Source organism: Micromonospora sp. GCM10011542 (assembly GCF_042650685.1).
Lineage (GTDB): Bacteria > Actinomycetota > Actinomycetes > Mycobacteriales > Micromonosporaceae > Micromonospora.
In genome coordinates this window covers 73,026-94,298 of the sequence record NZ_JBHSBO010000014.1, presented here as the reverse complement: position 1 = coordinate 94,298, position 21,273 = coordinate 73,026, and the positions used below count along the sequence as shown (strand labels likewise).

At 73.2% G+C, this 21,273-nt stretch carries 20 protein-coding genes; 12 read left to right on the top strand and 8 right to left on the bottom strand.

Features of this window, described 5'->3' with window-relative positions:
• Positions 1 to 77 precede the first annotated feature (77 nt).
• The 4 genes from ACFOW4_RS04290 (at position 78) to ACFOW4_RS04275 (ending at position 3,967) form a co-directional block, all read left to right on the top strand.
• Positions 78 to 1,472, top strand: coding sequence for an ABC transporter substrate-binding protein (locus ACFOW4_RS04290; protein ID WP_377524621.1), 1,395 nt, complete (start codon positions 78 to 80; stop codon positions 1,470 to 1,472).
• Positions 1,469 to 2,428, top strand: a complete 960-nt coding sequence (locus ACFOW4_RS04285; protein ID WP_377524618.1) for a carbohydrate ABC transporter permease — start codon at positions 1,469 to 1,471, stop codon at positions 2,426 to 2,428. The genes ACFOW4_RS04290 and ACFOW4_RS04285 overlap by 4 nt, the downstream gene beginning before the upstream one ends.
• Positions 2,428 to 3,294, top strand: a complete 867-nt coding sequence (locus ACFOW4_RS04280; RefSeq protein WP_377524615.1) for a carbohydrate ABC transporter permease — start codon at positions 2,428 to 2,430, stop codon at positions 3,292 to 3,294. The genes ACFOW4_RS04285 and ACFOW4_RS04280 overlap by 1 nt, the downstream gene beginning before the upstream one ends.
• Positions 3,295 to 3,361: 67 nt before the next feature.
• Positions 3,362 to 3,967 carry a class I SAM-dependent methyltransferase gene (locus ACFOW4_RS04275; RefSeq protein WP_377524612.1) on the top strand — a complete coding sequence of 202 codons (606 nt, stop codon included), beginning with the start codon at positions 3,362 to 3,364 and terminating at the stop codon, positions 3,965 to 3,967.
• A gap of 44 nt (positions 3,968 to 4,011) precedes the next feature.
• On the opposite strand, the gene eccB is transcribed toward ACFOW4_RS04275, so the two are convergent.
• On the bottom strand, positions 4,012 to 5,397 hold the full coding sequence (eccB, locus tag ACFOW4_RS04270) for a type VII secretion protein EccB (RefSeq protein WP_377524610.1): 1,386 nt from the start codon (positions 5,395 to 5,397) through the stop codon (positions 4,012 to 4,014).
• A 173-nt stretch (positions 5,398 to 5,570) separates the two neighbouring features.
• On the opposite strand from eccB, the gene ACFOW4_RS04265 reads away from it, so the two are divergent.
• A complete protein-coding gene (locus ACFOW4_RS04265) occupies positions 5,571 to 6,290 on the top strand; it encodes a spermidine synthase (RefSeq protein ID WP_377524607.1) in 720 nt (239 codons plus the stop codon).
• A gap of 97 nt (positions 6,291 to 6,387) precedes the next feature.
• Positions 6,388 to 6,564, top strand: a complete 177-nt coding sequence (locus ACFOW4_RS04260) for a hypothetical protein (protein WP_377524605.1) — start codon at positions 6,388 to 6,390, stop codon at positions 6,562 to 6,564.
• A gap of 7 nt (positions 6,565 to 6,571) precedes the next feature.
• Here ACFOW4_RS04260 and ACFOW4_RS04255 read toward each other — a convergent pair whose 3' ends face one another.
• From ACFOW4_RS04255 to hflX, 4 genes are all read right to left on the bottom strand, one after another.
• On the bottom strand, positions 6,572 to 8,368 hold the full coding sequence (locus tag ACFOW4_RS04255) for an acyl-CoA dehydrogenase (RefSeq protein ID WP_377524602.1): 1,797 nt from the start codon (positions 8,366 to 8,368) through the stop codon (positions 6,572 to 6,574).
• 165 nt (positions 8,369 to 8,533) lie between these two features.
• Positions 8,534 to 10,462, bottom strand: coding sequence for a non-ribosomal peptide synthetase (locus ACFOW4_RS04250; protein WP_377524600.1), 1,929 nt, complete (start codon positions 10,460 to 10,462; stop codon positions 8,534 to 8,536).
• Positions 10,463 to 10,761: 299 nt separating this feature from the next.
• Complete coding sequence (locus ACFOW4_RS04245; RefSeq protein ID WP_377524597.1) at positions 10,762 to 11,217, bottom strand: DUF4383 domain-containing protein; 456 nt, start codon at positions 11,215 to 11,217, stop codon at positions 10,762 to 10,764.
• A 96-nt stretch (positions 11,218 to 11,313) separates the two neighbouring features.
• Positions 11,314 to 12,465 (bottom strand): GTPase HflX, encoded by a 1,152-nt coding sequence (gene hflX, locus ACFOW4_RS04240; RefSeq protein WP_377524724.1) that lies wholly within the window; start codon positions 12,463 to 12,465, stop codon positions 11,314 to 11,316.
• A 200-nt stretch (positions 12,466 to 12,665) separates the two neighbouring features.
• Between hflX and ACFOW4_RS04235 the strand changes: the two genes are divergently transcribed.
• The 4 genes from ACFOW4_RS04235 to ACFOW4_RS04220 all read left to right on the top strand — a co-directional run bounded on the left by ACFOW4_RS04235 (position 12,666) and on the right by ACFOW4_RS04220 (position 15,196).
• Complete coding sequence (locus tag ACFOW4_RS04235) at positions 12,666 to 13,088, top strand: MmcQ/YjbR family DNA-binding protein (RefSeq protein ID WP_377524595.1); 423 nt, start codon at positions 12,666 to 12,668, stop codon at positions 13,086 to 13,088.
• Positions 13,089 to 13,235: 147 nt separating this feature from the next.
• Entirely contained in the window at positions 13,236 to 13,616 is a 381-nt protein-coding gene (locus ACFOW4_RS04230) for a VOC family protein (RefSeq protein WP_377524592.1), read from the top strand.
• Between the two features lie 59 nt (positions 13,617 to 13,675).
• On the top strand, positions 13,676 to 14,368 hold the full coding sequence (locus ACFOW4_RS04225; RefSeq protein WP_377524590.1) for an alpha/beta fold hydrolase: 693 nt from the start codon (positions 13,676 to 13,678) through the stop codon (positions 14,366 to 14,368).
• Between the two features lie 246 nt (positions 14,369 to 14,614).
• Positions 14,615 to 15,196 (top strand): dihydrofolate reductase family protein, encoded by a 582-nt coding sequence (locus ACFOW4_RS04220; RefSeq protein ID WP_377524587.1) that lies wholly within the window; start codon positions 14,615 to 14,617, stop codon positions 15,194 to 15,196.
• A gap of 142 nt (positions 15,197 to 15,338) precedes the next feature.
• Here the strand turns inward: ACFOW4_RS04220 and ACFOW4_RS04215 are convergent, their stop codons facing one another.
• Genes ACFOW4_RS04215 through ACFOW4_RS04205 form a run of 3 tightly spaced genes read right to left on the bottom strand, consistent with a single transcriptional unit; the run spans position 15,339 to position 18,790 of the window.
• Positions 15,339 to 16,595 carry an MFS transporter gene (locus tag ACFOW4_RS04215; RefSeq protein WP_377524585.1) on the bottom strand — a complete coding sequence of 419 codons (1,257 nt, stop codon included), beginning with the start codon at positions 16,593 to 16,595 and terminating at the stop codon, positions 15,339 to 15,341.
• The gene (locus tag ACFOW4_RS04210) at positions 16,592 to 17,185 is read right to left on the bottom strand and encodes an ArsR/SmtB family transcription factor (RefSeq protein ID WP_377524582.1); all 594 of its coding nucleotides are present in this window, start codon (positions 17,183 to 17,185) and stop codon (positions 16,592 to 16,594) included. Before ACFOW4_RS04210 ends, ACFOW4_RS04215 begins: the two co-directional genes overlap by 4 nt.
• A 45-nt stretch (positions 17,186 to 17,230) precedes the next feature.
• Positions 17,231 to 18,790 (bottom strand): LLM class flavin-dependent oxidoreductase, encoded by a 1,560-nt coding sequence (locus ACFOW4_RS04205; RefSeq protein ID WP_377524580.1) that lies wholly within the window; start codon positions 18,788 to 18,790, stop codon positions 17,231 to 17,233.
• A 112-nt stretch (positions 18,791 to 18,902) separates the two neighbouring features.
• Between ACFOW4_RS04205 and ACFOW4_RS04200 the strand changes: the two genes are divergently transcribed.
• Together ACFOW4_RS04200 and ACFOW4_RS04195 are read left to right on the top strand one after the other, a co-directional pair.
• Positions 18,903 to 19,505, top strand: a complete 603-nt coding sequence (locus tag ACFOW4_RS04200) for a MarR family winged helix-turn-helix transcriptional regulator (RefSeq protein ID WP_377524577.1) — start codon at positions 18,903 to 18,905, stop codon at positions 19,503 to 19,505.
• Between the two features lie 387 nt (positions 19,506 to 19,892).
• The gene (locus tag ACFOW4_RS04195) at positions 19,893 to 21,182 is read left to right on the top strand and encodes an MFS transporter (protein WP_377524575.1); all 1,290 of its coding nucleotides are present in this window, start codon (positions 19,893 to 19,895) and stop codon (positions 21,180 to 21,182) included.
• The last annotated feature ends 91 nt before the right edge of the window (positions 21,183 to 21,273 follow it).

Sequence of the window (21,273 nt, the reverse complement as noted above, 5' to 3'; positions counted from 1 at the left end):
AAAATCGTTATATGTCTTGTCATTGATCAATCGAAGGTGTTGAATCCGTCATGTACCCTTCGAGAGGAGTGCCACCGATGTCAGCACCTCCGAGGCGGATGCTCGCCGCCACCCTGATCATGGCACTGGCCGGGTCCTCCCTGCTGGCCTGCGGCGACGACGAGCCGGACAGCAACAGCAAAAAGATCACGGTGTGGAGCCTGGAGGACGTGGCCGACCGGGTCACCGCCACCAAGGCGATCATCGCCGATTTCACTGCCAAGACCGGGATCCAGGTCGAGCTGGTCACCGTCAACGAGGACCAGTTCCCCTCCCTGATCGCCTCCAACGCCGCCGCCGGCGACCTGCCCGACGTGGTCGGGTCGGTCTCGCTGGCCGGCATCCGTACCCTCGCGGGCAACGAGCTGCTGCACTCCTCGGCGAACGGGGAGGTCGTCGAGAAGCTCGGCAAGCAGACGTTCTCGCCCCGGGCGCTGGAGCTCACCTCGGACGACGGCAAGCAGCTCTCCGTACCCAGCGACGGGTGGGGTCAGCTGCTCGTCTACCGCAAGGACCTGTTCGACGCCGCCGGGCTCCCCGCCCCCGACACGTACGAAAAGATCACCGCCGCCGCGGCGAAGCTGAACACCGGCGGCGTCGCCGGGATCACCGCGGCCACCGCACCGGGGGACGTCTTCACCCAGCAGACCTTCGAACACCTGGCGCTCGCCAACGGATGCCAGCTCACCGACGACTCCGGCGGGGTCACCCTGGACTCGCCGCAGTGCGTCGAGGCGTTCCGCTTCTACGGCGACCTGATCCGCAACAGCTCCGTCAAGGGCGCGCAGGACGTGGACACCACCCGGGCCACCTACTTCGCCGGCAAGGCCGCCATGGTGGTCTGGTCGCCGTTCATCCTCGACGAGCTGGCCGGGCTGCGCAACGACGCCAAGCCGACCTGCCCGCAGTGCCAGGCCGACCCCACCTTCCTGGCCAAGAACAGCGGGTTCGTCACCGCGATCAAGGGGCCCAACGGCGCCGAACCGGCCCAGTACGGCGAGATCAGCTCGTGGGCGGTGCTCGACGGCGCCGCCGCCGACCCGGCGAAGTCCTTCGTGGAGTACATGCTGGGCGACGGCTACCCGCGCTGGTTCGGCATGTCCCCCGAGGGCCGATTCCCGGTGCGCAAGGGCACCCCGTCCGACCCGGAGGCGTACCTCACCGCCTGGAACAGCAGCCAGGCCGGCGTGGACGCGAAGAAGCCCCTCGCCGACGTGTACGGCGACGAAGTGCTGGCCACCCTGCGCCGCAGCCCGGACACCTTCCAGCGCTGGGGGCTCAGCCAGGGCCAGGGCAAGCTGGTCGGCGCGATCCTCGGCGAGCTGCCGGTGCCCAAGGCACTCCAGGACGCCTTCTCCGGCAAATCCGACGCGGCGGCCGCCGCCGGCCGGGCCAAGAAGGACGTCGAGGCGATCAAGGCGGGCGTCAATTGACCACCACCACACCGGGCACCGGCCGCTCCCCCACCCGGGAGCGGCCGGCACCGGCCCGCCCGCGCAAGCCACTGACCCTGCGCCAACGCGAATCCCGCGCCGGGCTCGCGCTGGTCGCACCGACCCTGCTGGTCACCATCGCGGTGATCGGCATCCCGATCGTCTGGACCGTGGTCCTCGCCTTCCAGCGGGTCCGCCTGGCCACGCTGCGCAAGACCGGGCTCTTCGGCGAGTTCACCCTGGACAACGTCGACCGGGTGCTGCACACCCCCGGCTTCGTCGACACGCTCTGGACCACGCTGCTCTACAGCGTCGGCGGCACCGTCGGGTCGATCCTGCTCGGCCTGGTCGCTGCCCTGGTGGTCCGCCGGCCGTTCCGCGGGCGCACCCTGGTCCGCGCGTCGATGCTGCTGCCGTACGTGGCGCCGGTCGTCGCGGTGACCTTCGTCTGGCAGGTCATGCTCGACCCGCAGCTCGGCATCGTCAACTCGTGGGGCCAGCGGCTGCTCGGCTGGGACAGCCCGGTGCCGTTCCTGTCCCAGGAGTCCACCGCGCTCGCCACGGTGATCGTGTTCGAGGCGTGGCGCTACTTCCCGTTCGCGTTCCTGTTCCTGCTCGCCCGGCTCCAGGCGGTGCCCGGGGAGCTGGAGGAGGCCTCCCGGGTCGACGGCGCCACCCCCACCCAGCGGTTCCGGCACATCCTGCTGCCGCAGCTCATGCCGGTCATCGCCCTGCTCGGCGTGCTGCGCTTCATCATGACGTTCAACAAGTTCGACGACGTCTACCTGCTCACCGGCGGGGCCGCCGGCACCGAGGTGGTCAGCGTCCGGGTGTACGAGTTCCTCACCGCCCGCACCGACATCGGCGCCGCCGCCGCCCAGGCGGTCGTGCTGGCCGTGGTGCTCATCGTGTTCGTGCTGATCTACCTGCGCTTCTTCGGACGGAGGGTGGGCTGATGGACCGGGACCACGTCGAGACGGTCAGCCTGCGCTGGCTGCGCCGGCTGGTGATCGCCGCGTTCCTGGTGATCACCGTCTTCCCCTTCTACTACATGCTGGTGCTCTCGGTGCGCCCCATCGAGCGGCTGCTGCTCGACCCCGGCGCGCTGGTGGTCGGCTTCGGCGAGCTGACCGTGGCCACGTACGCCGAGGTGTTGAAGGCCACCGACGACGGCGGCCAGGGCTTCCTCATCTTCATCCGCAACAGCGGCCTGGTCGCCGTCGCGGCGACCGCGCTGACCCTGGTGGTGGCGATCCCCGGCGCGTACGCGGTGTCCCGGCTGCGGTTCTTCGGACGGCGGCAGGTCGACTTCCTGTTCCTGGCGGTCTACCTGTTCCCGTCCATCGTCATCGCCATCCCGCTGTTCGTGGTGTTCACCCGAGCCGGGCTGCGCGGTTCGCTGTTCGGCCTGGTGCTGGTCTACATCTCGCAGACCCTGCCGGTCTCGGTCTACATGCTGAAGAACTACTTCGAGACCATCCCGGTCAGCCTGGAGGAGTCGGCCGCCATCGACGGCGCCGGCCGGCTCGGCATCATCCGCCGGGTCAGCCTGCCCCTCGCCCTGCCGTCGATCATGGCAGTCGCGCTCTACGACTTCATGATCGCCTGGAACGAGTTCCTCTTCGCCCTGCTCTTCCTGGTCGACAAGCCCAACCGGTGGACGGTGTCGCTCGGCCTGTCGCTGCTCGCCGACGGGGTGGAGGTGCCCAAGACGGTGCTGATGGCCGGCTCGGTCATCCTCACCCTGCCCATCGTGATCCTCTTCTTCGCCAGCGAGCGGCTGCTCACCGAGGGGCTGACCAGCGGCGCGGAGAAGGGCTGACCGGTCGGGGTGGCCGGCCGGGCGGATCCGCCCGGCCGGCCGTCCCGCCCCCGGCTACGGTGGCGGCATGGGCAATCCGACCCGCTGGGCGACCGACACCGGGCCCGAGCACTCGCAGTGGTACATCGACCGGTTCCGCCGGCTGGCGGCCGAGGGGGTGGACCTGGCCGGCGAAGCCCGGCTGGTGGACACCCTCATCACCCCCGGCTCGCGGATCCTCGACGCCGGCTGCGGCACCGGCCGGGTGGGTGCGGCGCTTGCCCAGCGCGGGCACACCGTGGTCGGGGTGGACGCCGACCCCGCACTGGTGGCGGCGGCCCGCACCGACCACCCGGGCCCCCGCTGGCTGGTCGCCGACCTGGCCGAGCTGGACCTGCCGGCCGCCGGCGAGGCCGAACCCTTCGACGCGGCCGTGCTGGCCGGCAACGTGCTCGCCTTCGTCGCGCCCGGCACCGAGCCGGAGGTGCTGCGCCGCATCGCCCGGCACCTGCGCCCGGACGGGGTGCTCGCCGTCGGCTTCGGCACCGAGCGCGGTTACGCGCTGACCGCGTTCGACGCCGACGCTACGGCCGCCGGGCTGCGCCTGGAGCACCGCTTCGCCACCTGGGACCTGCGCCCGTGGCGCGACGACGCCGACTTCGCGGTCAGCATCCTGCGCCGCCCCGCCGACTGACGCCCCCGCGGCACCCGCCACCGCAGGCCGGCACGGTCGGCCCGTCAGGCCGGTGCGGCGACGGCCCGGGCCGCCGCCGGGTCCAGGGTGGCGCCGGCCGGGACGAGGCTGACCAGGCCGGCCGGCAGTCGCAGCGGGCGTACGTCGTGGTAGCCGAGCATGCCGAGCACCTCCCGGTCGGGCAGCACGTAACGGCGGCCCAGGTCGGTGACCACGGAGACCGCACCGCCGGACGCGCCGGGCGCCGCGGCGGCCTCGACCACGGCGCCGCGGCCGGGTTGCACCATCACGTGGTCGGCGAGCACGGCCCCGCCCACCGGCGCGGTCCGCGGCGCCGCGGCCAGATCCGGCAGCGGTACGCCCACCCGCACCTGCGCGGCACCGCTGTCGTCGCCGACCCGGGCGCAGAGCGCGGCGTCGTCCGTCGCGGCCAGCCGGGGCGGGGCCGGCGGCGGGGCACTGGGACCGGTCGGGGCGAGATCGGGCACGGTGGGCAGCGCGGCGAACCGGCCCAGGGTCATCGGCTCCGGTTCGCCCTGCCCGGTGCGGGCCAGCAACAGCCCGGCCTGCAACTCGGTGATGCCGGCCAGCCCGGAGTCGAGGGCCACCGCGTACTGCCGGCCGCCGCCGGAGTTGCGCACCAGGAAGACCTGGCCGATCGCCGCGCCGGGCACCCCGGCGGAGCGTCGGCCCAACCCGGGCACGGCCAGCGGGGCCAGGTCGGCGCCGGCCGGTAGCGAGTTGAGCAGCGCCGGCGCGACCGGTACGGCCCGGGCCGGGGTGGCGGCCAGCGCCGCCAGCACCCGACTCGGGTCGCGGAGCAGGTAGCGGCGCTGGTGCCAGACCAGGTGCAGCCCCCCGTCCGGGTCGCGCAACAGCAGCGCGTCGTCGCCGAGCGGCCGGCCGCCACCGCCCTCGGTGCCGATCAGCAGCGCGGAGCGGGGCTGCTCCCGGTCCGCCCCGGCGGGGGTCGCCGAGCAGACCGTCCACGCCCCACCGGCCAGCCGGCCCGGGGCGGGCAGCGAGTCCGGCGCGTCGGCGATGCCCAGCGGCAGGCCGCGCGGCACCCCGTCGATCGAGCGCCGGGAGACCAGCACCGTCCTGGACCGATCGGCACCCACGATCAGCAGGGCCGAGGCGTAGTTGCGGACCGGGTGCAGCTTCTGCTCCCGGTAGACGAACCGGGCGCCGGACTCCTTCTCCACGATCACCGCGCCCGGGTCGCGCCAGCCGTTGCCGCCGCCGGCGAACAGGCCGTAGAGCGCGAAGGCGCCCAGCCCGATCGCCGCGACCAGGACACTGGCCAGGCCGGCGCCGGCCAGCCGGCGGAACGGCGACTGGGCCGGGTCCGTCTCCCGCATCACCAGGGCGGCGACCGCCCGCTGGACGGTGAACTGGTAGGAGTGCAACTGGTCCTGCCGCGACGGCATGAGGTCCCCTCCGGTGGTTTGGCCGGGCACAGGATAAGCGTTCCGTCGATGTCTCGCGGACGCTGCGTGGTCGTTCCGGGTCCCGGCCGGCGGCGACGCGGCCCGGCCGCCGCCGGTGGGCTCGGGGCGGAGCAGTAGCATCCGGGGACGAATCTGGCGGCGAGAGGGCACCCGTGGGCGCGCGTTTCGAGGAACTGGCCTGGCGGGAGACCCCCATCGGCGCGATCAGCCTGCGCCGGCGCCGCGACCCCGCCCTGCAGGTCGAGGTGTACGAGGTCAAGCTCGACGACGAGTACCTGATGTCCAGCCTCTTCCCGGTCGCGGAGATCGAGCTGGCCCGGCTGGGCCTGGCCGAGCTGACCGGCGACGCCCTCGACGTGGTCGTCGGCGGCCTCGGTCTGGGCTACACCGCCCGTACCGCGCTGGACGACCCGCGGGTGCGCTCGCTGCTGGTCGTGGAGGCGATCGAGGACGTGATCGACTGGCACCGGCAGGGGCTGCTGCCGTTCGCCGCCGGGCTGGCCGACGATCCGCGTACGCGCTTCGCGCTGGCCGACTTCTTCGCCGCCGTGGCCGGTGACATCGGGTTCGACGCGGACGCCCCGGCGCGGCGCTTCCACGCCGTCCTGCTCGACGTGGACCACTCTCCCCGCAACGTGCTGCACCCCAGCCACGCCGCCTTCTACACCCCGGCCGGGCTGCGCCGGCTGGCCGCGCGGCTGCATCCGGAGGGGGTCTTCGCGCTCTGGTCGGACGACCCGCCGGACGCCGACTTCGAAGCCGTGCTCACCGAGGTGTTCGCCACCGCGCGCACCCACGTCGTGCCGTTCGCCAACCCGCTGACCGGCGGCGAGTCCGCCAACACCGTCTACGTCGCCCGCACCGCCGGCTGAACCGGCTTGTCGCGCGGCTCAGGCATGGTGTCGCCGAGATCGGGAAGGTGACGCCGGCGGTCGCCGTTACGGGCGCGGCCGGTCACGGGAGGTGCAGATGCGCGCCACACTCTGGGTCGTCGGCGTGGTCGCCGGCGTGCTGATCCTGCTCGGTCTGCTCGTGGAGGCGATCCGCTGGCTGATCATCATCGGGGTGATCGCCCTGGTGGTGGTGATCGTGCTGGGCGTCGTGAAGAGCCGCCAGGCGATGCAGCATCGGGGCGGACGACGCTGACGGCCGCTCAGAACCACTCGTCGCGCATCTCCAGGCTGGTGGGGTCCCGGCTCTCCAGCAGGTCGAACTGCGGGCCGGTGCGCGGCAGCTCGGTGCGGAAGAAGTAGCGGGCGGCCTGCCGCTTGCCGGCGTGGAAGGCGTCGCCCTCGGGCGGCAGGGCCAGCACCTGCTCCAGCCACATCCAGGCGATCACCACGTGACCGACGGCCTCCAGGTAGACGCTGGCGTTGGCCAGCGCGACCACCGGATCGCCGTCGTCCCAGAGTCGGCGGGTCGCCGCGACGACGCGGTCGACCGCGCCGGCCAGCGGGTCGGCCAGCTCGGCGGCCTCGCCGCCGGCGGCGCGGGCCCGGGCCACGGTGTCGCCGATCGTCCCGGCCAGCAGGGCCAGGCCCGCGCCGCCCCGCATCGTCACCTTCCGGCCCAGCAGGTCCAGCGCCTGGATGCCGTGCGTGCCCTCATGGATCGGGTTGAGCCGGTTGTCCCGGTAGTGCTGCTCCACGTCGTGGTCGCGGGTGTAACCGGCGCCGCCGAGCACCTGGATCGCCAGGTCGTTGGCGGCCAGGCACCACTGCGACGGCCAGCTCTTGGTGATCGGGGTGAGCACGTCCAGCAGCAGGTGCGCCCGCTCTCGGTCGGCCTCGGCCAGGGCGGTCCTCTCCTCGTCGAGCAGCCGCCCGCAGTAGAGCACGAGGGCGAGCGCCCCCTCGACGTAGCTCTTCTGCGCGAGCAGCATCCGGCGTACGTCGGGGTGGGCGATGATCGGCACCTGCGGGGTGGCCGGGTCCTTGGCGTCGACCGGCCGGCCCTGCGGCCGCTCGCGGGCGTACGCGAGGCTCTTGAGGTAGCCGGTGTAGCCGAGCGCGGTGGCGCCCGCGCCCACGCCGATGCGGGCCTCGTTCATGAGGTGGAACATCTGGGCGAGCCCCTGGTGCGGCGGGCCGACCAGGTGGCCCACCGCGCCGGGTCGCCCGTCCGGCGCGTGCGTGCCGTCGCCGAAGCTGAGCAGCGTGTTGGTGGTGCCCCGGTAGCCCATCTTGTGGTTGAGCCCGACCAGCACGACGTCGTTGCGGGCGCCCAGCGTGCCGTCCGGCTCGACGAGGACCTTGGGCACGATGAACAGCGAGATGCCCTTCACGCCGGGCGGGCCGCCGGGGATCCGGGCCAGCACCAGGTGGACGATGTTCTCGGCCAGCTCGTGGTCGCCGCCGGAGATCCACATCTTGGTGCCGAAGAGCCGGTACGTGCCGTCCGGCTGCGGTTCGGCCCGGGTGGTGATGTCGGCGAGCGAGCTGCCGGCGTGCGGCTCGGACAGGCACATGGTGCCGAAGAAGCGGCCCTGCACCATGGGACGCACGTAGGTGTCGATCTGCTCGGCGCTGCCGTGTGCCAGCAGCAGGTTGGCGTTGCCCAGGGTGAGGAACGGGTACGCCGAGGTGCCCACGTTGGCGGCCTGGAACCAGGCGAAGCAGGCCGCCGCGACGACGTGCGGCAGTTGCAGGCCGCCGACCGAGGAGTCCAGGCCGGCGGCGAGCAGGCCGGTGTCGGCGAAGACGTCCAGTGCCGCGCGGACCTGCGGAATCAGCCGCACCCGCTGCCCGTCGAAGGTCGGCTCGGCGAGGTCGGCGGCCCGGTTGTGCGGGGCGAACTGCTCGGTGGCCACCCGCTCGGCGAGGTCCAGTGCGTCGTCGAAGGTCTCCCGGGAGTGCTCGGCGTAGCGGGGCCGCTCGGTCAGCCGGGCCACCTGTAGCCAGTCGTGCAGCAGGAAGTCCAGGTCGCGGCGGGAGAGCAGGGTGGACGGCACGGCACTCCTCGGCGGGCACGGGGGTGGTCGGTCCGGGGTGCCGGCCCGGCGCGGCCCCCGGCCCATCCTGGCGGATCGGTCCAGGACGCACCACCGGTGCCTCGTGTCGTGATCGCGGGCGGATTCGCCGCCGGCGGCCGGTCAGTCAGGTGAGCAGGGTGCCGGTCACCGCGGGGCACCCGCGGAGTCGGCGACCGGTGCCGCGCAGAGCGCCCGCACCGCCGCCAGGTAGTCGCCGAAGCGACGGTGCTCGTAGAGCAGCGCCGCGCGTACCTCGATCCGCAGTCCCTGCCGAACCTGCGCGGTGAGCCGCACCGCGAGCAGCGAGTCCCCGCCGACGAGGAAGAAGTCGTCCTCCGGCCGGGGTGCGGCCCCGAGCACGGCCCGCCACGCCTCGGCCAGCACCGGATCGACCGGGTGAACGCCCGACGCGCCGGTCCCGTCGACCGGCGCGGCGCCGATCCGGTCGCCCCCGCCGGGCGGGGCGGCAGCGGACAACTCGGCGCAGGCGGGCGTGGCGGCACCGGACGGCTCGGCGTCGGCGGCCGACCAGCGCCGCTCGGTGTCGGCGCGCAGCGCGACCCGGTCGAGCTTGCCGTTCGAGGTCAGCGGTAGCGCGTCGCGGACGTGCACGGTGTGCGGCACCATCGCGGCGGGCAGCCGGTCGCGCAGCCCGGCGCGGACCGCATCGGGGGTGACCGGGCCGACCACCCACGCCACCAGCAGCGACTCGCCGGCGCGGGGCACCGGCCCGGCGGCGGCCTGGGCGACGCCGGGCAGCTCCAGCAGGGCGCCCTCCACCTCCCGCAGCTCGATCCGCTGCCCGCGGATCTTGACCTGGCCGTCCACCCGGCCGACGAAGTGCAGTTCCCCGCTGGCGTCACGCCGGCAGATGTCGCCGGTGCGGTAGTGCCGGGTGCTGCCGTCCGGGTCCGTCCCGAAGGCCGCGGCGGTCTGTGCGGGCGCGGCCCGGTAGCCGCGGGCCAGCACCGGCCCGGCGATCAGGAGTTCGCCCTCCCCGACGCCACGGCGCGACCCGGCCGGCGAGCGGCCCCCGACCCGCGGGCCGGGGGCCAGGGTCAGCCGGGCGCCGGCGACCGGGCGACCGATCGGCGGCGGCCCGGAGCGGTCGGCGTAGCGGCGCAGATCACCGGTCGCGGTAACCAGTATGGACGCCTCGGTGGGGCCGTACAGGTTGTGCACCGCGGCGCCGAAACCCGCGGGCGGCCAGAGTCGCAACCGGTCGCCCCCGGTGGCCAGGCTGCGCAGCCGACCGGTGTGCGCGCCCGACCGCAGCAGCTGCTCGGTGAGCGGCGTGCTGAGGAAGCAGTGGTCCACCCCGCGCAGCGTCTCGACGATCCGCTCCGGGTCGCGCACCACCTCCTCGTCGGCGAGTACCACCGTGGCGCCCCGGATCAGCGGCGCCCAGAGGTCCAGCAGCGCGGCGTCGAAGGCCAGGCCGGTGAAGGCAGCGGTACGCACGCCGGGTCCCAGCCCGAAGAACCGCGCGTACCAGTCGAGGACCGTCCACAGGCTCCCGTGGGCCACCTCCACCTGCTTGGGCCGGCCGGTGGAGCCGGAGGTGGAGATGAGGTACGCCAGGTCGTCCGGCTCGGGCAGCCGCAGGTGCTCCTCCCGGCCGGCGCGTACCACGCTGACGCCCGGCGGCAGTCGGTCGGCGAGGTCGTCGGCGGCGACGGCGACCCGGCAGTCGGCGTCGGCGAGGATCCGGGCGATCCTCGCCGGTGGCGACGCCGGGTCCAGGGGCAGGAAGGCGGCGCCGGCGAAGCCGGCGGCGAGCTGGGCCACGACCACGGCGGCGGTACGGGGTTGCAGCACCGCCACCACCGCACCAGTGCCGTCGGTGATTCCCGTACCGGCGCCGGGGCGGTGCGGCGCGACGACCTCCGACGGCGACAGCGCCCGGGTGAGGGCGCCGGCGAGGGTGGCCGCAGCGGCGACCAGCTCCCGGTAGCGCAGGGTGCCCTGCCGGTCGACGATCGCGGGGCGCTCGGGGTACGCGGCGGCCCGGCGCAACACCTCCGCGGGAACACTGGTGGGACCACCCGGACCGGCGTACGGATCGGCGGTCACGGTTGTCCGCTGGGTCGGATCACGACATCGCTCCCGGTCTACGCGGCGACGCTGGCGCGCGTAACGGCGTGGCAAGACTTGTTACCCGGAGCCATCCTGACATCGCGCTCGGTGTCACGGCCATCGCCCGAGACCGATGACCGGGGCTATGATCGCCCTCAATTTCATGCACGTAGGTCTATTGACGTCCGCCCGGTACGCGGTTACGTCGCCTCTCGCGTACGGACGGCACCGCCGCGCCCGGTGGGCGCGGCGGTGCGGTGGGAAGCGCCGTGCGGCGCGATCGAAGTTCGGCGGGGTCAGCGACGGTCGGCGGGCCGGCGGGTCAGCGCCACGCCGAGGGCGATCATGCCGAGGCCGAGGAACAGGTGCAGCCAGTTGTCCGCACCGTTGAGCGGCACGAAGTTGGCTCCGCTCTCGTGGTCGACGACCACACCGTAGAGCCAGAGCACCAGGTAGACCGCGCCACCACCGATCAGGTAGCCGCGCGCGCTGGAGACCGTACGGGCCAGCGCGAGACCGGCAACGCCGAACGCGAGGTGTACCAGGTTGTGCAGAATGGACACCTGGAACAGCCCGAGCAGCTTCGCCTCGGAATCGTGCCCGGCGAACATCATGGTGTCGTAGTTGGTGGTGATGCCCGGGATGAAGCCGAGCACGCCGACCAGCAGGAAGACCACGCCGACGGCCTGGGCAGCCGTACGGACCGGGTGCTTGGCGACCGTGGCGGCGCCGGAACCGGACCTGCCAACCATGTCGCTTTTCCTTCCATCGATCGAGGAACGTGCGAGCAATGTCCCTCGACCCACCTGGCCAAACCGCCCGGATCGCACCGGGTGAACCCGGAACGCTCAGAGCTGGCTCAACCGGTCGGCCAGCGCGCCGCGCAGCTCGGCGGTGCCGGCGCCGGTGAGCGCCGAAACCGCCACCGCGTCCGGGTACGCGCGCCGCAGGCAGTCGACCCACTCCGACGGCGCGACATCGATCTTGTTGAGGACGAGCAGCTCGGGAACGTCCCCCGCGCCGATCTCGTGCAGCACGCCGTGCACGGTGGTGATCTGCTCCAGCGCGTCCGGCGCCGACGCGTCGACCACGTGCAACGCCAGGTCGCTCCCGCTGACCTCCTCCAATGTCGAGCGGAAGGCATCCACGAGCTGGTGCGGCAGGTGCCGGACGAACCCCACCGTGTCGGTCAACGTGAAGGTCACCTCACCGACCCGCAATCGGCGCACGGTCGGGTCCAGGGTCGCGAACAGCACGTCGCGCACCTGCGCGTCCGCACCGGTCAGCCGGTTGAGCAGGGCGGACTTGCCGGCGTTGGTGTAGCCGGTGATCGACACCGACGGCACCCGGTTACGGGCCCGACGACCCCGGGTCCGCTCCCGCCGCCGGGCCAGCTCCGCGGCGTTGCGCCGCAACCGGGTGGCCCGCTGGCGCAGTGTGCGCCGCTGGGTCTCCAGCCGCATCTCACCCGGACCACGCACGCCCATGCCGGCGCCGCCGGCGGTCCGGCCACCGCCGACCCGCGACATCGACCGCCCGTCGCCGCGCAGCCGGGGCAGCTGGTACGCGATCTGCGCCAGCTCGACCTGCAGGCGTCCCTCGCTGGTGCGCGCGTGTTCGGCGAAGATGTCCAGGATCAGCGCGGTCCGGTCCACCACCCGTACCCCGACCCGCTCCTCCAGGTTCCGGATCTGCCCGGGCGACAGCTCCCCGTCGGCGATCACCAGGTCCGCACCGGTGCGTTCGGTCAACGCGGCCAGCTCGTCCACCTTCCCCGAGCCGACGTACGTCGCCGGATCGGGTCGCGGCCGGCTCTGCACGACCTCGTCGGCCACCGCCAGCCCGTCCGTGTCGGCCAGCCGGCGCAGCTCGGTCAGCGACGTCTCGCTACCGGGGCCGCCGTCCGCGGCGCCCTCCTCCCCGCGCACCGCCACCAGCACCGCGGTGGGCCGCTCCCCCGGAGTCTCGGCACCCGGTCCCAGCAACCACGATCCGGCCATCGTCACCTCACACCGTCGTGTCCGTGGCTACCGCCTACCCGGCACGGGCCCGCCCATGCCGCCCAGGCCCGGGTGATCCACACGAGATCGGCGATGTCGGGGCATCCGTGGCCCGGGACACCCCGACTTCACCGACGTCGTGTTGATCACCGATGCGGCGGGCGGATGTGTGTCGCACCGGGCGGCTAACGTCGGCGACCGTGAGCGAACCCGCGGACGTCCCGCCCGAGTTTCTCGATCGGCTGCGGCCGATCTGCCTCGGCCTGCCGGAGAGCTACGAGGAGCCGGCGTGGGTGGGCACCCGCTGGCGAATTCGCAAGCGGACCTTCGCCCACGTGCTCACGGTCGACCCCGACCATCAGATCGCGCACGCGCGCGCCGCCGAGCTCGACCGGCCGGGCTGCGTGCTCATCCTCCGGGCGCCCGGCGACGAGATCGCCGCGCTGGTCGCCGCCGGCTACCCCTTCTACAAGCCGGAGTGGGGCCCGAACGTGCTGGGCATGGCGCTGGACGACGACACCGACTGGGACGAGCTCGCCGAACTGCTCGCTGAGAGCTACCGCCTGCTCGCCCCGAAGCGGCTCGCCGCCCAGGTCGACCGCGCGGGCCCACCCGGCCACTGAGCGGCAGCTGCCCGCCGGGCCGGCCCATCGTTTCAGATCTTGGGAGGAAATGGCCCCTGGAGGGGCGCTCTCCCTCCAAGATCTACTGACACCAGCGCAATCGCCCGCCGCCGGGCAGGCCGGCACGTTCGTCGATATCCTGCGTCCATGCACCGGAGCCGCCCCTACGCCCTGCTGATCGACACCCCGGAGCCCGAGGCCGCGCGGAGCGCCGCGTTCTGGTCCGCGGCGCTCGGCGTGAGCGCCGGGCCCGATCCGGAGCAGCCACAGTTCACCGACCTGCACGAGGCGGTGCCCGGGCTGGTCACCGCGGTCCAGGCGGTCGACGACGCGCCGCGCTTCCACCTCGACATCGAGAGCGACGACGTCGAGGCCGAGACCGCCCGCCTGATCGCGCTGGGCGCCACCGAGGTGTCCCGGTGGCTGGAGTGCCGGATCCTGCGCGTACCCGGCGGGCACCTGGTCTGCGTGGTGCCGGTGGCCAGCCCGGCGGAGGTCTTCGACACGCGGGCGAGAACCTGGCCGTGACGGCGGCGCCGCCCAACCGGTGCGGCCACATTGTCGGGGCGCGGCGCTAGGGTCCGGCCATGACGGAATTCGTGTTGGTCGCGGGCGCGTGGTTGGGGTCGTGGGCATGGGACGAGGTGGTGCCACCGCTGCGCGCGGCCGGCCACGGCGCACATCCGCTGACCCTCTCCGGCCTCGCCGAACGGCAGGGCGAGCCCGCCGGGCAGCAGACCCACGTGCAGGACATCGTCGGCGAGATCGAGCGGCGCGACCTGCGTGACGTGGTCCTGGTCGGGCACAGCTACTCGGGCATCCCGGTGGGTCAGGCCGCCGAGCGGATCGGCGACCGGCTGACCCACGTGGTCTTCGTCGACTCGGAGGTGCCCGTCGACGGCGGCTCATTCGCCTCCGGCTTCTGGCAGGGTCCGGCGACGCTGGAGTCGACGATCGCCGCCAACGGGGGCTTCTGGCCGCCGCTGGGCGCCGACGACTACGACGGCCAGGGCCTCACCGACGAGCAGGTCGCCCGGATCGTCGCCGGCACCACCCCGCACCCCGGGGCCACCCTCACCGAGCCGGCCGTGCTGGCCCGCCCGCTCGGCGAGCTGCCGGCCACGTACGTCAAGTGCCTGCTCGACGGGCCCGAGCCCAACGACACCGTGGCCAAGCTGCTCACCAGCGAACACTGGCGGCTGGTGACCTTGGAGACCGGCCACTGGCCGATGTTCTCCCAGCCCGCCGAGCTGGCCCGGCTGCTGCTCACGACAGCCTGACCGGTTCCAGCGGTGTCGGCCGACACCGCGAGGCGACCAAAACCGGCTCTTCACAATGCAAATTGTCTTCGGTGACGCTTCACCGGGCTCACACCGACACGATATGTCGAAGGCAGGCGACGGTTCGTGCGCGAACATCCCGGCCACGTAATGGACGGCTGGCCGCTGCCGACCCATTGATTCCTTACAAGAGCGACAGCCCACGAAACTCTAATCTGTGGGCATCCCCCAAGCAGAGGAGCGCCCATGGGCAAGGTGGTCATGTACAGCTCGGTGTCGGTGGACGGCTTCATCGCGGACGAGAACGACCAGCCCGGACCACTGTTCGACTGGTTGCTCAGCGGTGACGTGCCGTTGGACGAGAGCGGCGCGTTGAAGGTGTCGCAGACGTCCTACGACTACACCCGGCCGTACTGGGACCAGATCGGGGCGACAATCGTCGGGCGCCACGTCTTCGACATGACGGACGGCTGGGACGGGAAGCCTCCGGGCGGGGTCGACCACGTGGTCGTCGTGACGCACCGGCCGAAGCCCGAAGGCTGGGACCCCGAGGCGCCGTTTCACTTCGTCGACGGCGTCGAGGCAGCCGTGGCCAAGGCGCAGGAGCTCGCGGGTGACCGCATCGTCGAGGTCGCCGCTGGCGACGTCGGTGGCCAGGTGCTTGCCGCGGGCCTGGTCGACGAGGTGCGCATGGACGTCGTACCCGTCGTGTTCGGGTCCGGCAAGCGCTACTTCGGGTCGGTCGACGTGCAGCACCTGTTCGAGGATCCTGACGTGGTGATTCAGGGCAACCGGGTGCTTCACCTGCGCTATCGGGTGCGCCGTTGACCGACCACGACCAGGCCGAACCTACCTCGGGACCGACGCGCCAGCCACCATCCAACCAGCGACCACACCCTCAACTGTGAAGAGCCCCAAACCGCGCCGCGGGCCGGCCCCCGCGACCGGATGCCCGGCGGCCATGACGGGGTCAGGTCGCCGGCTCATCGAGGGTGGTGATGTGGCGTACCGGCGATGCGAGCAACCAGAGCACGGCGAGCACGCCGCCCAGTCCGGCGACGACCAGTGTGGGTCGCAGCCCGATGGTGGTGCCCAGCCAACCACCCACCAGCGCGCCGACCGGCCGGATCCCGTAGTTGACCGCGCTGTACGCCCCGGCCCGGCGTCCCCGCGCGTCGTCGGGGGTGACCGCGGTGAGCAGGGCGTTGAGGTTGACGTCCATCAGCATCACGCCGACGCTGGAGACCAGCTCGATGGCCGCGAGCGCCGCGATCCGGGCCCAGGTGGGGCCGTCGACCAACGCGACGAGTGCCAGCGGCGCCGGAAAGAGCACCACCCCGATCATGGCGGTGCGGCCCAGCCCGATGGCGCGGGAGATGCGGGGCGCCAGCGCCGCGCCGGCCAGCCCGCCGAGCGAGCCGATGCCGAACGCGATGCCGATGGCGCCGGCGGACAGGTCCAGCTCGCGGCTGGCGTAGAGCACCAGCAGCGCGCTGGAGATGAAGGTGAAGAAATTGACGGTGCTGGTGCAGCCGAGCGCGGCGCGCAGCACCGGATGACGCAGGACCAGGACCAGCCCGTCGCGGACCAGGCCGAGGGTGGAGGTCCGCTGCGGCGCCGGTCGGGCCTCGGTCACCCGGATCCGGCCGAGCAGCAGCGCCGAGGCGAGGAACGAGACGGCGTCGGCGAGGATCGCGAGCGGGGCGGTCAGCGCCTGGACCAGACCGCCGCCGACCGCCGGGCCGGCCACGAACGACGCGGCCCGGCTGACGCTCAGCTTGCTGCTCGCGTCGACGTACGCCGACGGCGGCACCAGCGCGACGAAGAACGCCTGGCGCGCCATGGCGAACAGCACCGCCCCGACGCCGGTGAGCAGCGCCACCAGGTAGAGCTGGGTCAGGGTGACCATGTCGAGCAGGTAGGCCACCGGCAGGCTGAACAGCACGGCCGCCCGGGCCAGGTCGGCGATGATCAGCAGGCGCCGCTTGTGGGTGCGCTGGTCCACCCACGCGCCCACGAAGACGCCCAGCAGGTTGGGCAGCCAGATCAGCGCGGTGAGGATGCTGACCTGCCCGGGCGTGGCGGCGAGCAGGGTGACGGCGATCAGCGGTAGGGCCAGTTCGCTGATCCGGTCGCCGAACTGGGAGATCGTCTCGCCGATCCAGAAGGTGCGGAACCGTCGGTCGCGGCCGAGTGAGACCGGGGGCGCGGCGCTGGTGGTGGTCACGACGCGGCCGGGTCGTCGTCGGGCTTGGGCAGCGTGTAGTTCAGCATCCGGACGGCCCGCGCCCCGTCGGGCCGTTCGCCACCCTTGCGCCGCACGTACGGGGCGAGCAGACCCTCGATCGCGTCCCTGAGCTCGCTCAACTCGTCGGCGGTCACCACGAACTGGGTGTCGGCAATGCCGGCCAGGCCCTGCCACTCGGTGTCCAGTCGGGGCTCGTCGTACAGCAGCCACTGCTGCGGCGCCTCGGCGTACCGGGCGAACATCTCCGCGCGCAACTGCCGGGCGGCGTCCTGCCCCTCCGCGTCGTCGGGGACGGTGAAGCGGAAGCCCCGGGCAGCCGCCTGCCACCACCGCTCCCGCTTGCTGGTCGCGCCGTCCCAGTCGGTGACCAGGCCGAAGGAGGCGAGGTGGCGCAGGTGCCAGCTCACCACCGAGGGCGTCGCGCCGACGTGCGGGGCGAGCTGCGTGGCGGTGGCGGGGCCGTCCTTCTGCAGCCGCTCCAGCAGGGCCAGTCGCACGGGGTGGGCCAGCGCCCGCAGCGCCTGCGGCTCGGTGATCTCGAAGTCCCCGTAGGGATTCTTGAGAGACATGTTTCGAAAGTAGTCTCTCAGATCCGGTCGGGCAACCCCGGATGCTCAGTGCGCTCCCAGTCGGGCGAGCGGCTCGACCAGTTCGCGCTCCTCGTAGCTCAGGTGCGACAGCAGGGTGTCGGTGAGCAGGTCCACGGCGGCGCGCAGTTCGCTCATCCCGTCCGGGGCCGCGACGTAGGCGACGAGGGCCCGGTCGACGCCCTCCAGCACGTCGTGGATGACGCGGTGTTCCTGCTCCAGCCGGTCGACCACCGGACGCATTCGGGGGTCGCGCTCCCGCAGTCGCGGAAACAGCGCCTGGTCCTCGATGGTGTGGTGGGTGGTCACGACCCGGCAGTAGGACTCGCAGTAGGTGCCCAGCGTCCACCGGTTCTGCCGCATGGTCATGGTGTTGATCTCGGACCGGGCCGCGCCGGCGTCGATCTCACCGGCGGCGACCTGCTCGATCAGGTCGTGGATCTGGGCCAGCTCCGCGCGCAGGCCGTCGTGCACCTGCACCAGGTGCTGGCCGGTGGCCAGCTCGTGCGGGGTGTAGGTGCGGGTCGGATCGGGCGCCGGGCCGGTCGGCCGGGCCGACTCGTCCCAGACCCGCCGGTCGCTTAGCCGGCGACCGTCGTCGGGCGTCGGCACCACGGCGAACGCACCGCCGGTGACACTCGGCCGGGATGCCGGCGCCGTCGCCGGTTCGACCGGCACCGGAGTACGCCCCGACGCCGCCGCACGCTCGGTGGCGACCAGTTCGCGGACGGCGGGCACCACCTCGCCGGCGAAGCGGCGCAGGTCGTCGGGGTCGTCGCTGCCGAGGATGAACGTGCTGACCCCCTCACCCAGGGCCAGCTCCGCCAGTTCCTCGGCCCACTGGTCGGCCGGGCCGTCCAGCGGGCCGCGCGGGGTCGGCGCGAACCGGCCGGTGACGTTGAGCAGGCGGCGCACGTCCCCCGGCGAGCGGCCGGCCTGCCGTGCGGCGTCGTCGATGATCTCGTTGCCCCGGGACAGGTCGCCGGACTGGAGGTAGCCGAGCGAGGGCAGCCAGCCGTCCGCCCGCCGGCCGGTCAGTGCGAGCATCCGTGGCTTGTACGCCCCCAGCCAGATCGGCACCCGGTGGGCGGGCGCCGGGCCGCGCTTGGCGCCGACGACCCGGTGGAAGTCGCCGTCGACGCGGACGCCCCCGCGTGCGTCGGTGTCCCAGAACTGGCGGATGACGTCGATGGCCTCCTCAAGAGCCCGTACGCCCTGCCCGGGCGTCAGCCGCCGGCCGCCCATCGCCTCGATGGCGTCCCAGAACGCCCCGGCGCCCAGGCCCAGCGCGACCCGGCCTCCGGTGAGCAGGTCGAGGCTGGCCACGCTGCGGGCGAGCACCGCCGGCGGGCGTAGCGGCAGGTTGAGCACGTTCGCCGACAGGTGCACCCGGCTGGTCCGCGCCGCTACCCAGCTCAGCAGGGTCCAGGTGTCGAGGAACCTCGGCTGGTACGGGTGGTCCTGGAAGGTCACCAGGTCGAACCCGAGCTGTTCGGCCAGGACGGCCAGGCCGACGGTGCGATCCGGGTCGCCGCTGTCTGGCGTGATGAACGACCCGAAGGCCAGGTCGTGTCCGTAGTCGCTCATCCGAGCCTCCCCGCTTTCGCGCGACGCCTCCGATGCGTCACTTGCTTAACCTTATGTTGGACAGAACATCTTTTGCCAACAAGGTCTGCGTCACTGCGCTACTGTTCTGGGCATGACGGCTGGCAGCAGGGCGCAGGGCCGACCCGACCCGGTCGACGACGACCTGGGCTGGATGCTCGGGGTCGTCTTCCGCGGCTACGTCCGGGCAGCCGACCACGCGCTCACCGACTTCCCCGGCGGCCCGCGCGGCTACCAGGTGCTCACCGCGGCGATCACCGGCCCGGCCCGCAACCAGGGCGCGATCGCCGAGGAACTCGGCATCGACCGCACCGTGCTCACCTACCTGATCGACGACCTGGAACGACCGGGGTTCGTCGCCCGCCGCGCCGACCCAGCCGACCGGCGCAGTCGGCTGGTGGACGTCAACGACGCCGGTCGCGCCGCGTGGGAGCAGCGGCGCACGGCGCTGCGGCGGGTCGAAGCCCACCTGCTGGCGGCGCTGTCCCCGGCCGAGTCGGCCACGCTGCGGGCCCTGCTCCAGCGGGTCGCCTGCTCGACCCAGGCCGTCGACCCGCTGCGCAACCTCTGCGAGGTGGCGGCGCAGGTGCAGCCCGACCCGGCGCCACCTGCGCGGCCGCGCGACAGTTCGGCGGCGGCGGATCCCGGGCGGCGGCCACCGGCGACCCGCCGCCGCAGCGGCCGAAACGGGGGTTAGGCGGCGGCCCGCTCCAGCAGCGGACGCCGCCGCAGCGCCGGATCGGTGAGCGGACGGGGCGGCGAGGCCCGTCGGGCCAACCTAGGCATTCGAGCGCACTCGAGGTCAAGCGGGCACGGGTGGGGCCGGACCTCCCGGGCCGCCGGGGCAGGCAGCCCGCCGGGAATGCCGTACCGGATCCCGTGCCGAACCGGCCGGGTTAGCCTCGGACCGAGGGCGCCGCAACGCCGGCGCCCGGGTCCCCGAGCGGACCTTTCGCCCCCGCACCTCTCCCCCAGCACAGCGTCCCGCGCGAGTTCGACGACGCCCCGGACCGGTCACCGGTTGCGGCGCCGCGTTCCGCCGGGCCGACGCCACACCGGGATCACGGCATGTGCGGGGGCGCGGATGACAGCTCGAACCGGGGGCGCACCCTGGCGGTCCAGGGACTTCCGGCTACTGATCGCCGGTCAGACGATCACCCAGCTCGGCACCGACGTCACGGCGATCGCCTTCCCGCTGATCGCCGTGCTGCTCCTGGACGCCAGCGCCTGGCAGTTGGGCGCTCTGGTGGCCGTGCAGAACGGCGCGTTCCTGCTGGTCGGCGTGCCGGCCGGGGTCTGGTTGGACGGGCGGCGGCTGCGACCGGTGCTGATCGCCACCGACCTGGTCCGGTGCGCCGCGCTGCTCACCGTCACCGTGGCCGCCGCGCTGTCCCAGCTGAACCTGCCGCTGCTGATGGCGATGGCCGCGGTCATGGCGGTGATGCGGGTGGTCTTCGACATCGGCCACCAGTCCTACCTGCCGACCCTGCTCGACCGGACCGACCTGCTGCGGGGCAACTCGGCGGTGGAGGCGGTCCGGTCGTCGGGGCAGGTCGCCGGCCCCAGCCTCGGCGGGTGGCTGACCCAGTTGGTGGGCGCGACGAACACACTGCTGGTCGACGCCGCGAGCTTCCTGGCCAGCGCCGTCTGCCTGGCCCGGATCCGGACGCGCGAGCCCACCTCGCGCCAGGACGGTCGGAACGGGATGGTGCACCAGGCGCGGGAGGGCATCGTCTTCGTGCTCGCCAACCCGGTGCTGCGGGCGATCGCCGCGACCAGCGCCCTGTCCAATCTGCTGTTCACCGCCGCCAGCGCGCTGATCGTGCTGTTCCTGGTCGACACCGTCGGGGTCGGTCCCGGCGCCATCGGGATGCTGCTGTCCGCCGCCCCGGCGGCGGCCCTGCTCGGTGCCGTCTGCGCCGCCCGGCTGGCGCGACGCGTCGGCTCGGCCCGGATCATCTGGCTCGCGCTGGTGGTCACCAGCCCGTTCAACCTGCTGTTGCCGCTCACCGGCGCGGGCTGGCGCCTCGGGTTCTTCGTCGCCGGGGTGGTCGGCGGCGGGATCGGCCAGATCGTCTACGGCATCGCGCAGGTCAGCTACCGGCAGGCGATCGTGCCGGCTGAGTTCCTGTGCCGGGTCAACGCCAGCATGCGGTTCCTGGTGATGGGGGCGCTGCCGCTGGGCGGCCTGCTCGGCGGTGCGCTCGGCGACGCGCTCGGCGTACGCGCTACCCTGTTCGTCATCGGCGCCGGGCTCACCCTGGCCCCGCTTCCGCTCCTGCTGTCCCCACTGCGGCGGGCCCGCGACCTGGACGAGTTGACAGCGGCGGAGACGGCAGCGCACCCGGGGGCGTCGGCCCCCGCCCGGGGCTGAGGCGCCACCTCCCGCGGATGCGGGCGACCGCGGCGGTCGTGTCCAGCTCCCTGCCGACGGCGATCAGCGGCGCGCCGCGTGGGTGCGGGCC

Bases quoted from the DNA above. Each gene is read 5' to 3' on its own strand.
- ACFOW4_RS04290 (WP_377524621.1), top strand. From the start codon at position 78: ATGTCAGCACCTCCGAGGCGGATGCTCGCCGCCACCCTGATCATGGCA.
- ACFOW4_RS04280 (WP_377524615.1), top strand. From the start codon at position 2,428: ATGGACCGGGACCACGTCGAGACGGTCAGCCTGCGCTGGCTGCGCCGG.
- ACFOW4_RS04275 (WP_377524612.1), top strand. From the start codon at position 3,362: ATGGGCAATCCGACCCGCTGGGCGACCGACACCGGGCCCGAGCACTCG.
- eccB (WP_377524610.1), bottom strand. From the start codon at position 5,397: ATGCCGTCGCGGCAGGACCAGTTGCACTCCTACCAGTTCACCGTCCAG.
- ACFOW4_RS04260 (WP_377524605.1), top strand. From the start codon at position 6,388: ATGCGCGCCACACTCTGGGTCGTCGGCGTGGTCGCCGGCGTGCTGATC.
- ACFOW4_RS04245 (WP_377524597.1), bottom strand. From the start codon at position 11,217: ATGGTTGGCAGGTCCGGTTCCGGCGCCGCCACGGTCGCCAAGCACCCG.
- hflX (WP_377524724.1), bottom strand. From the start codon at position 12,465: ATGGCCGGATCGTGGTTGCTGGGACCGGGTGCCGAGACTCCGGGGGAG.
- ACFOW4_RS04230 (WP_377524592.1), top strand. From the start codon at position 13,236: ATGCACCGGAGCCGCCCCTACGCCCTGCTGATCGACACCCCGGAGCCC.
- ACFOW4_RS04225 (WP_377524590.1), top strand. From the start codon at position 13,676: ATGACGGAATTCGTGTTGGTCGCGGGCGCGTGGTTGGGGTCGTGGGCA.
- ACFOW4_RS04220 (WP_377524587.1), top strand. From the start codon at position 14,615: ATGGGCAAGGTGGTCATGTACAGCTCGGTGTCGGTGGACGGCTTCATC.
- ACFOW4_RS04210 (WP_377524582.1), bottom strand. From the start codon at position 17,185: ATGTCTCTCAAGAATCCCTACGGGGACTTCGAGATCACCGAGCCGCAG.
- ACFOW4_RS04205 (WP_377524580.1), bottom strand. From the start codon at position 18,790: ATGAGCGACTACGGACACGACCTGGCCTTCGGGTCGTTCATCACGCCA.
- ACFOW4_RS04200 (WP_377524577.1), top strand. From the start codon at position 18,903: ATGACGGCTGGCAGCAGGGCGCAGGGCCGACCCGACCCGGTCGACGAC.
- ACFOW4_RS04195 (WP_377524575.1), top strand. From the start codon at position 19,893: ATGACAGCTCGAACCGGGGGCGCACCCTGGCGGTCCAGGGACTTCCGG.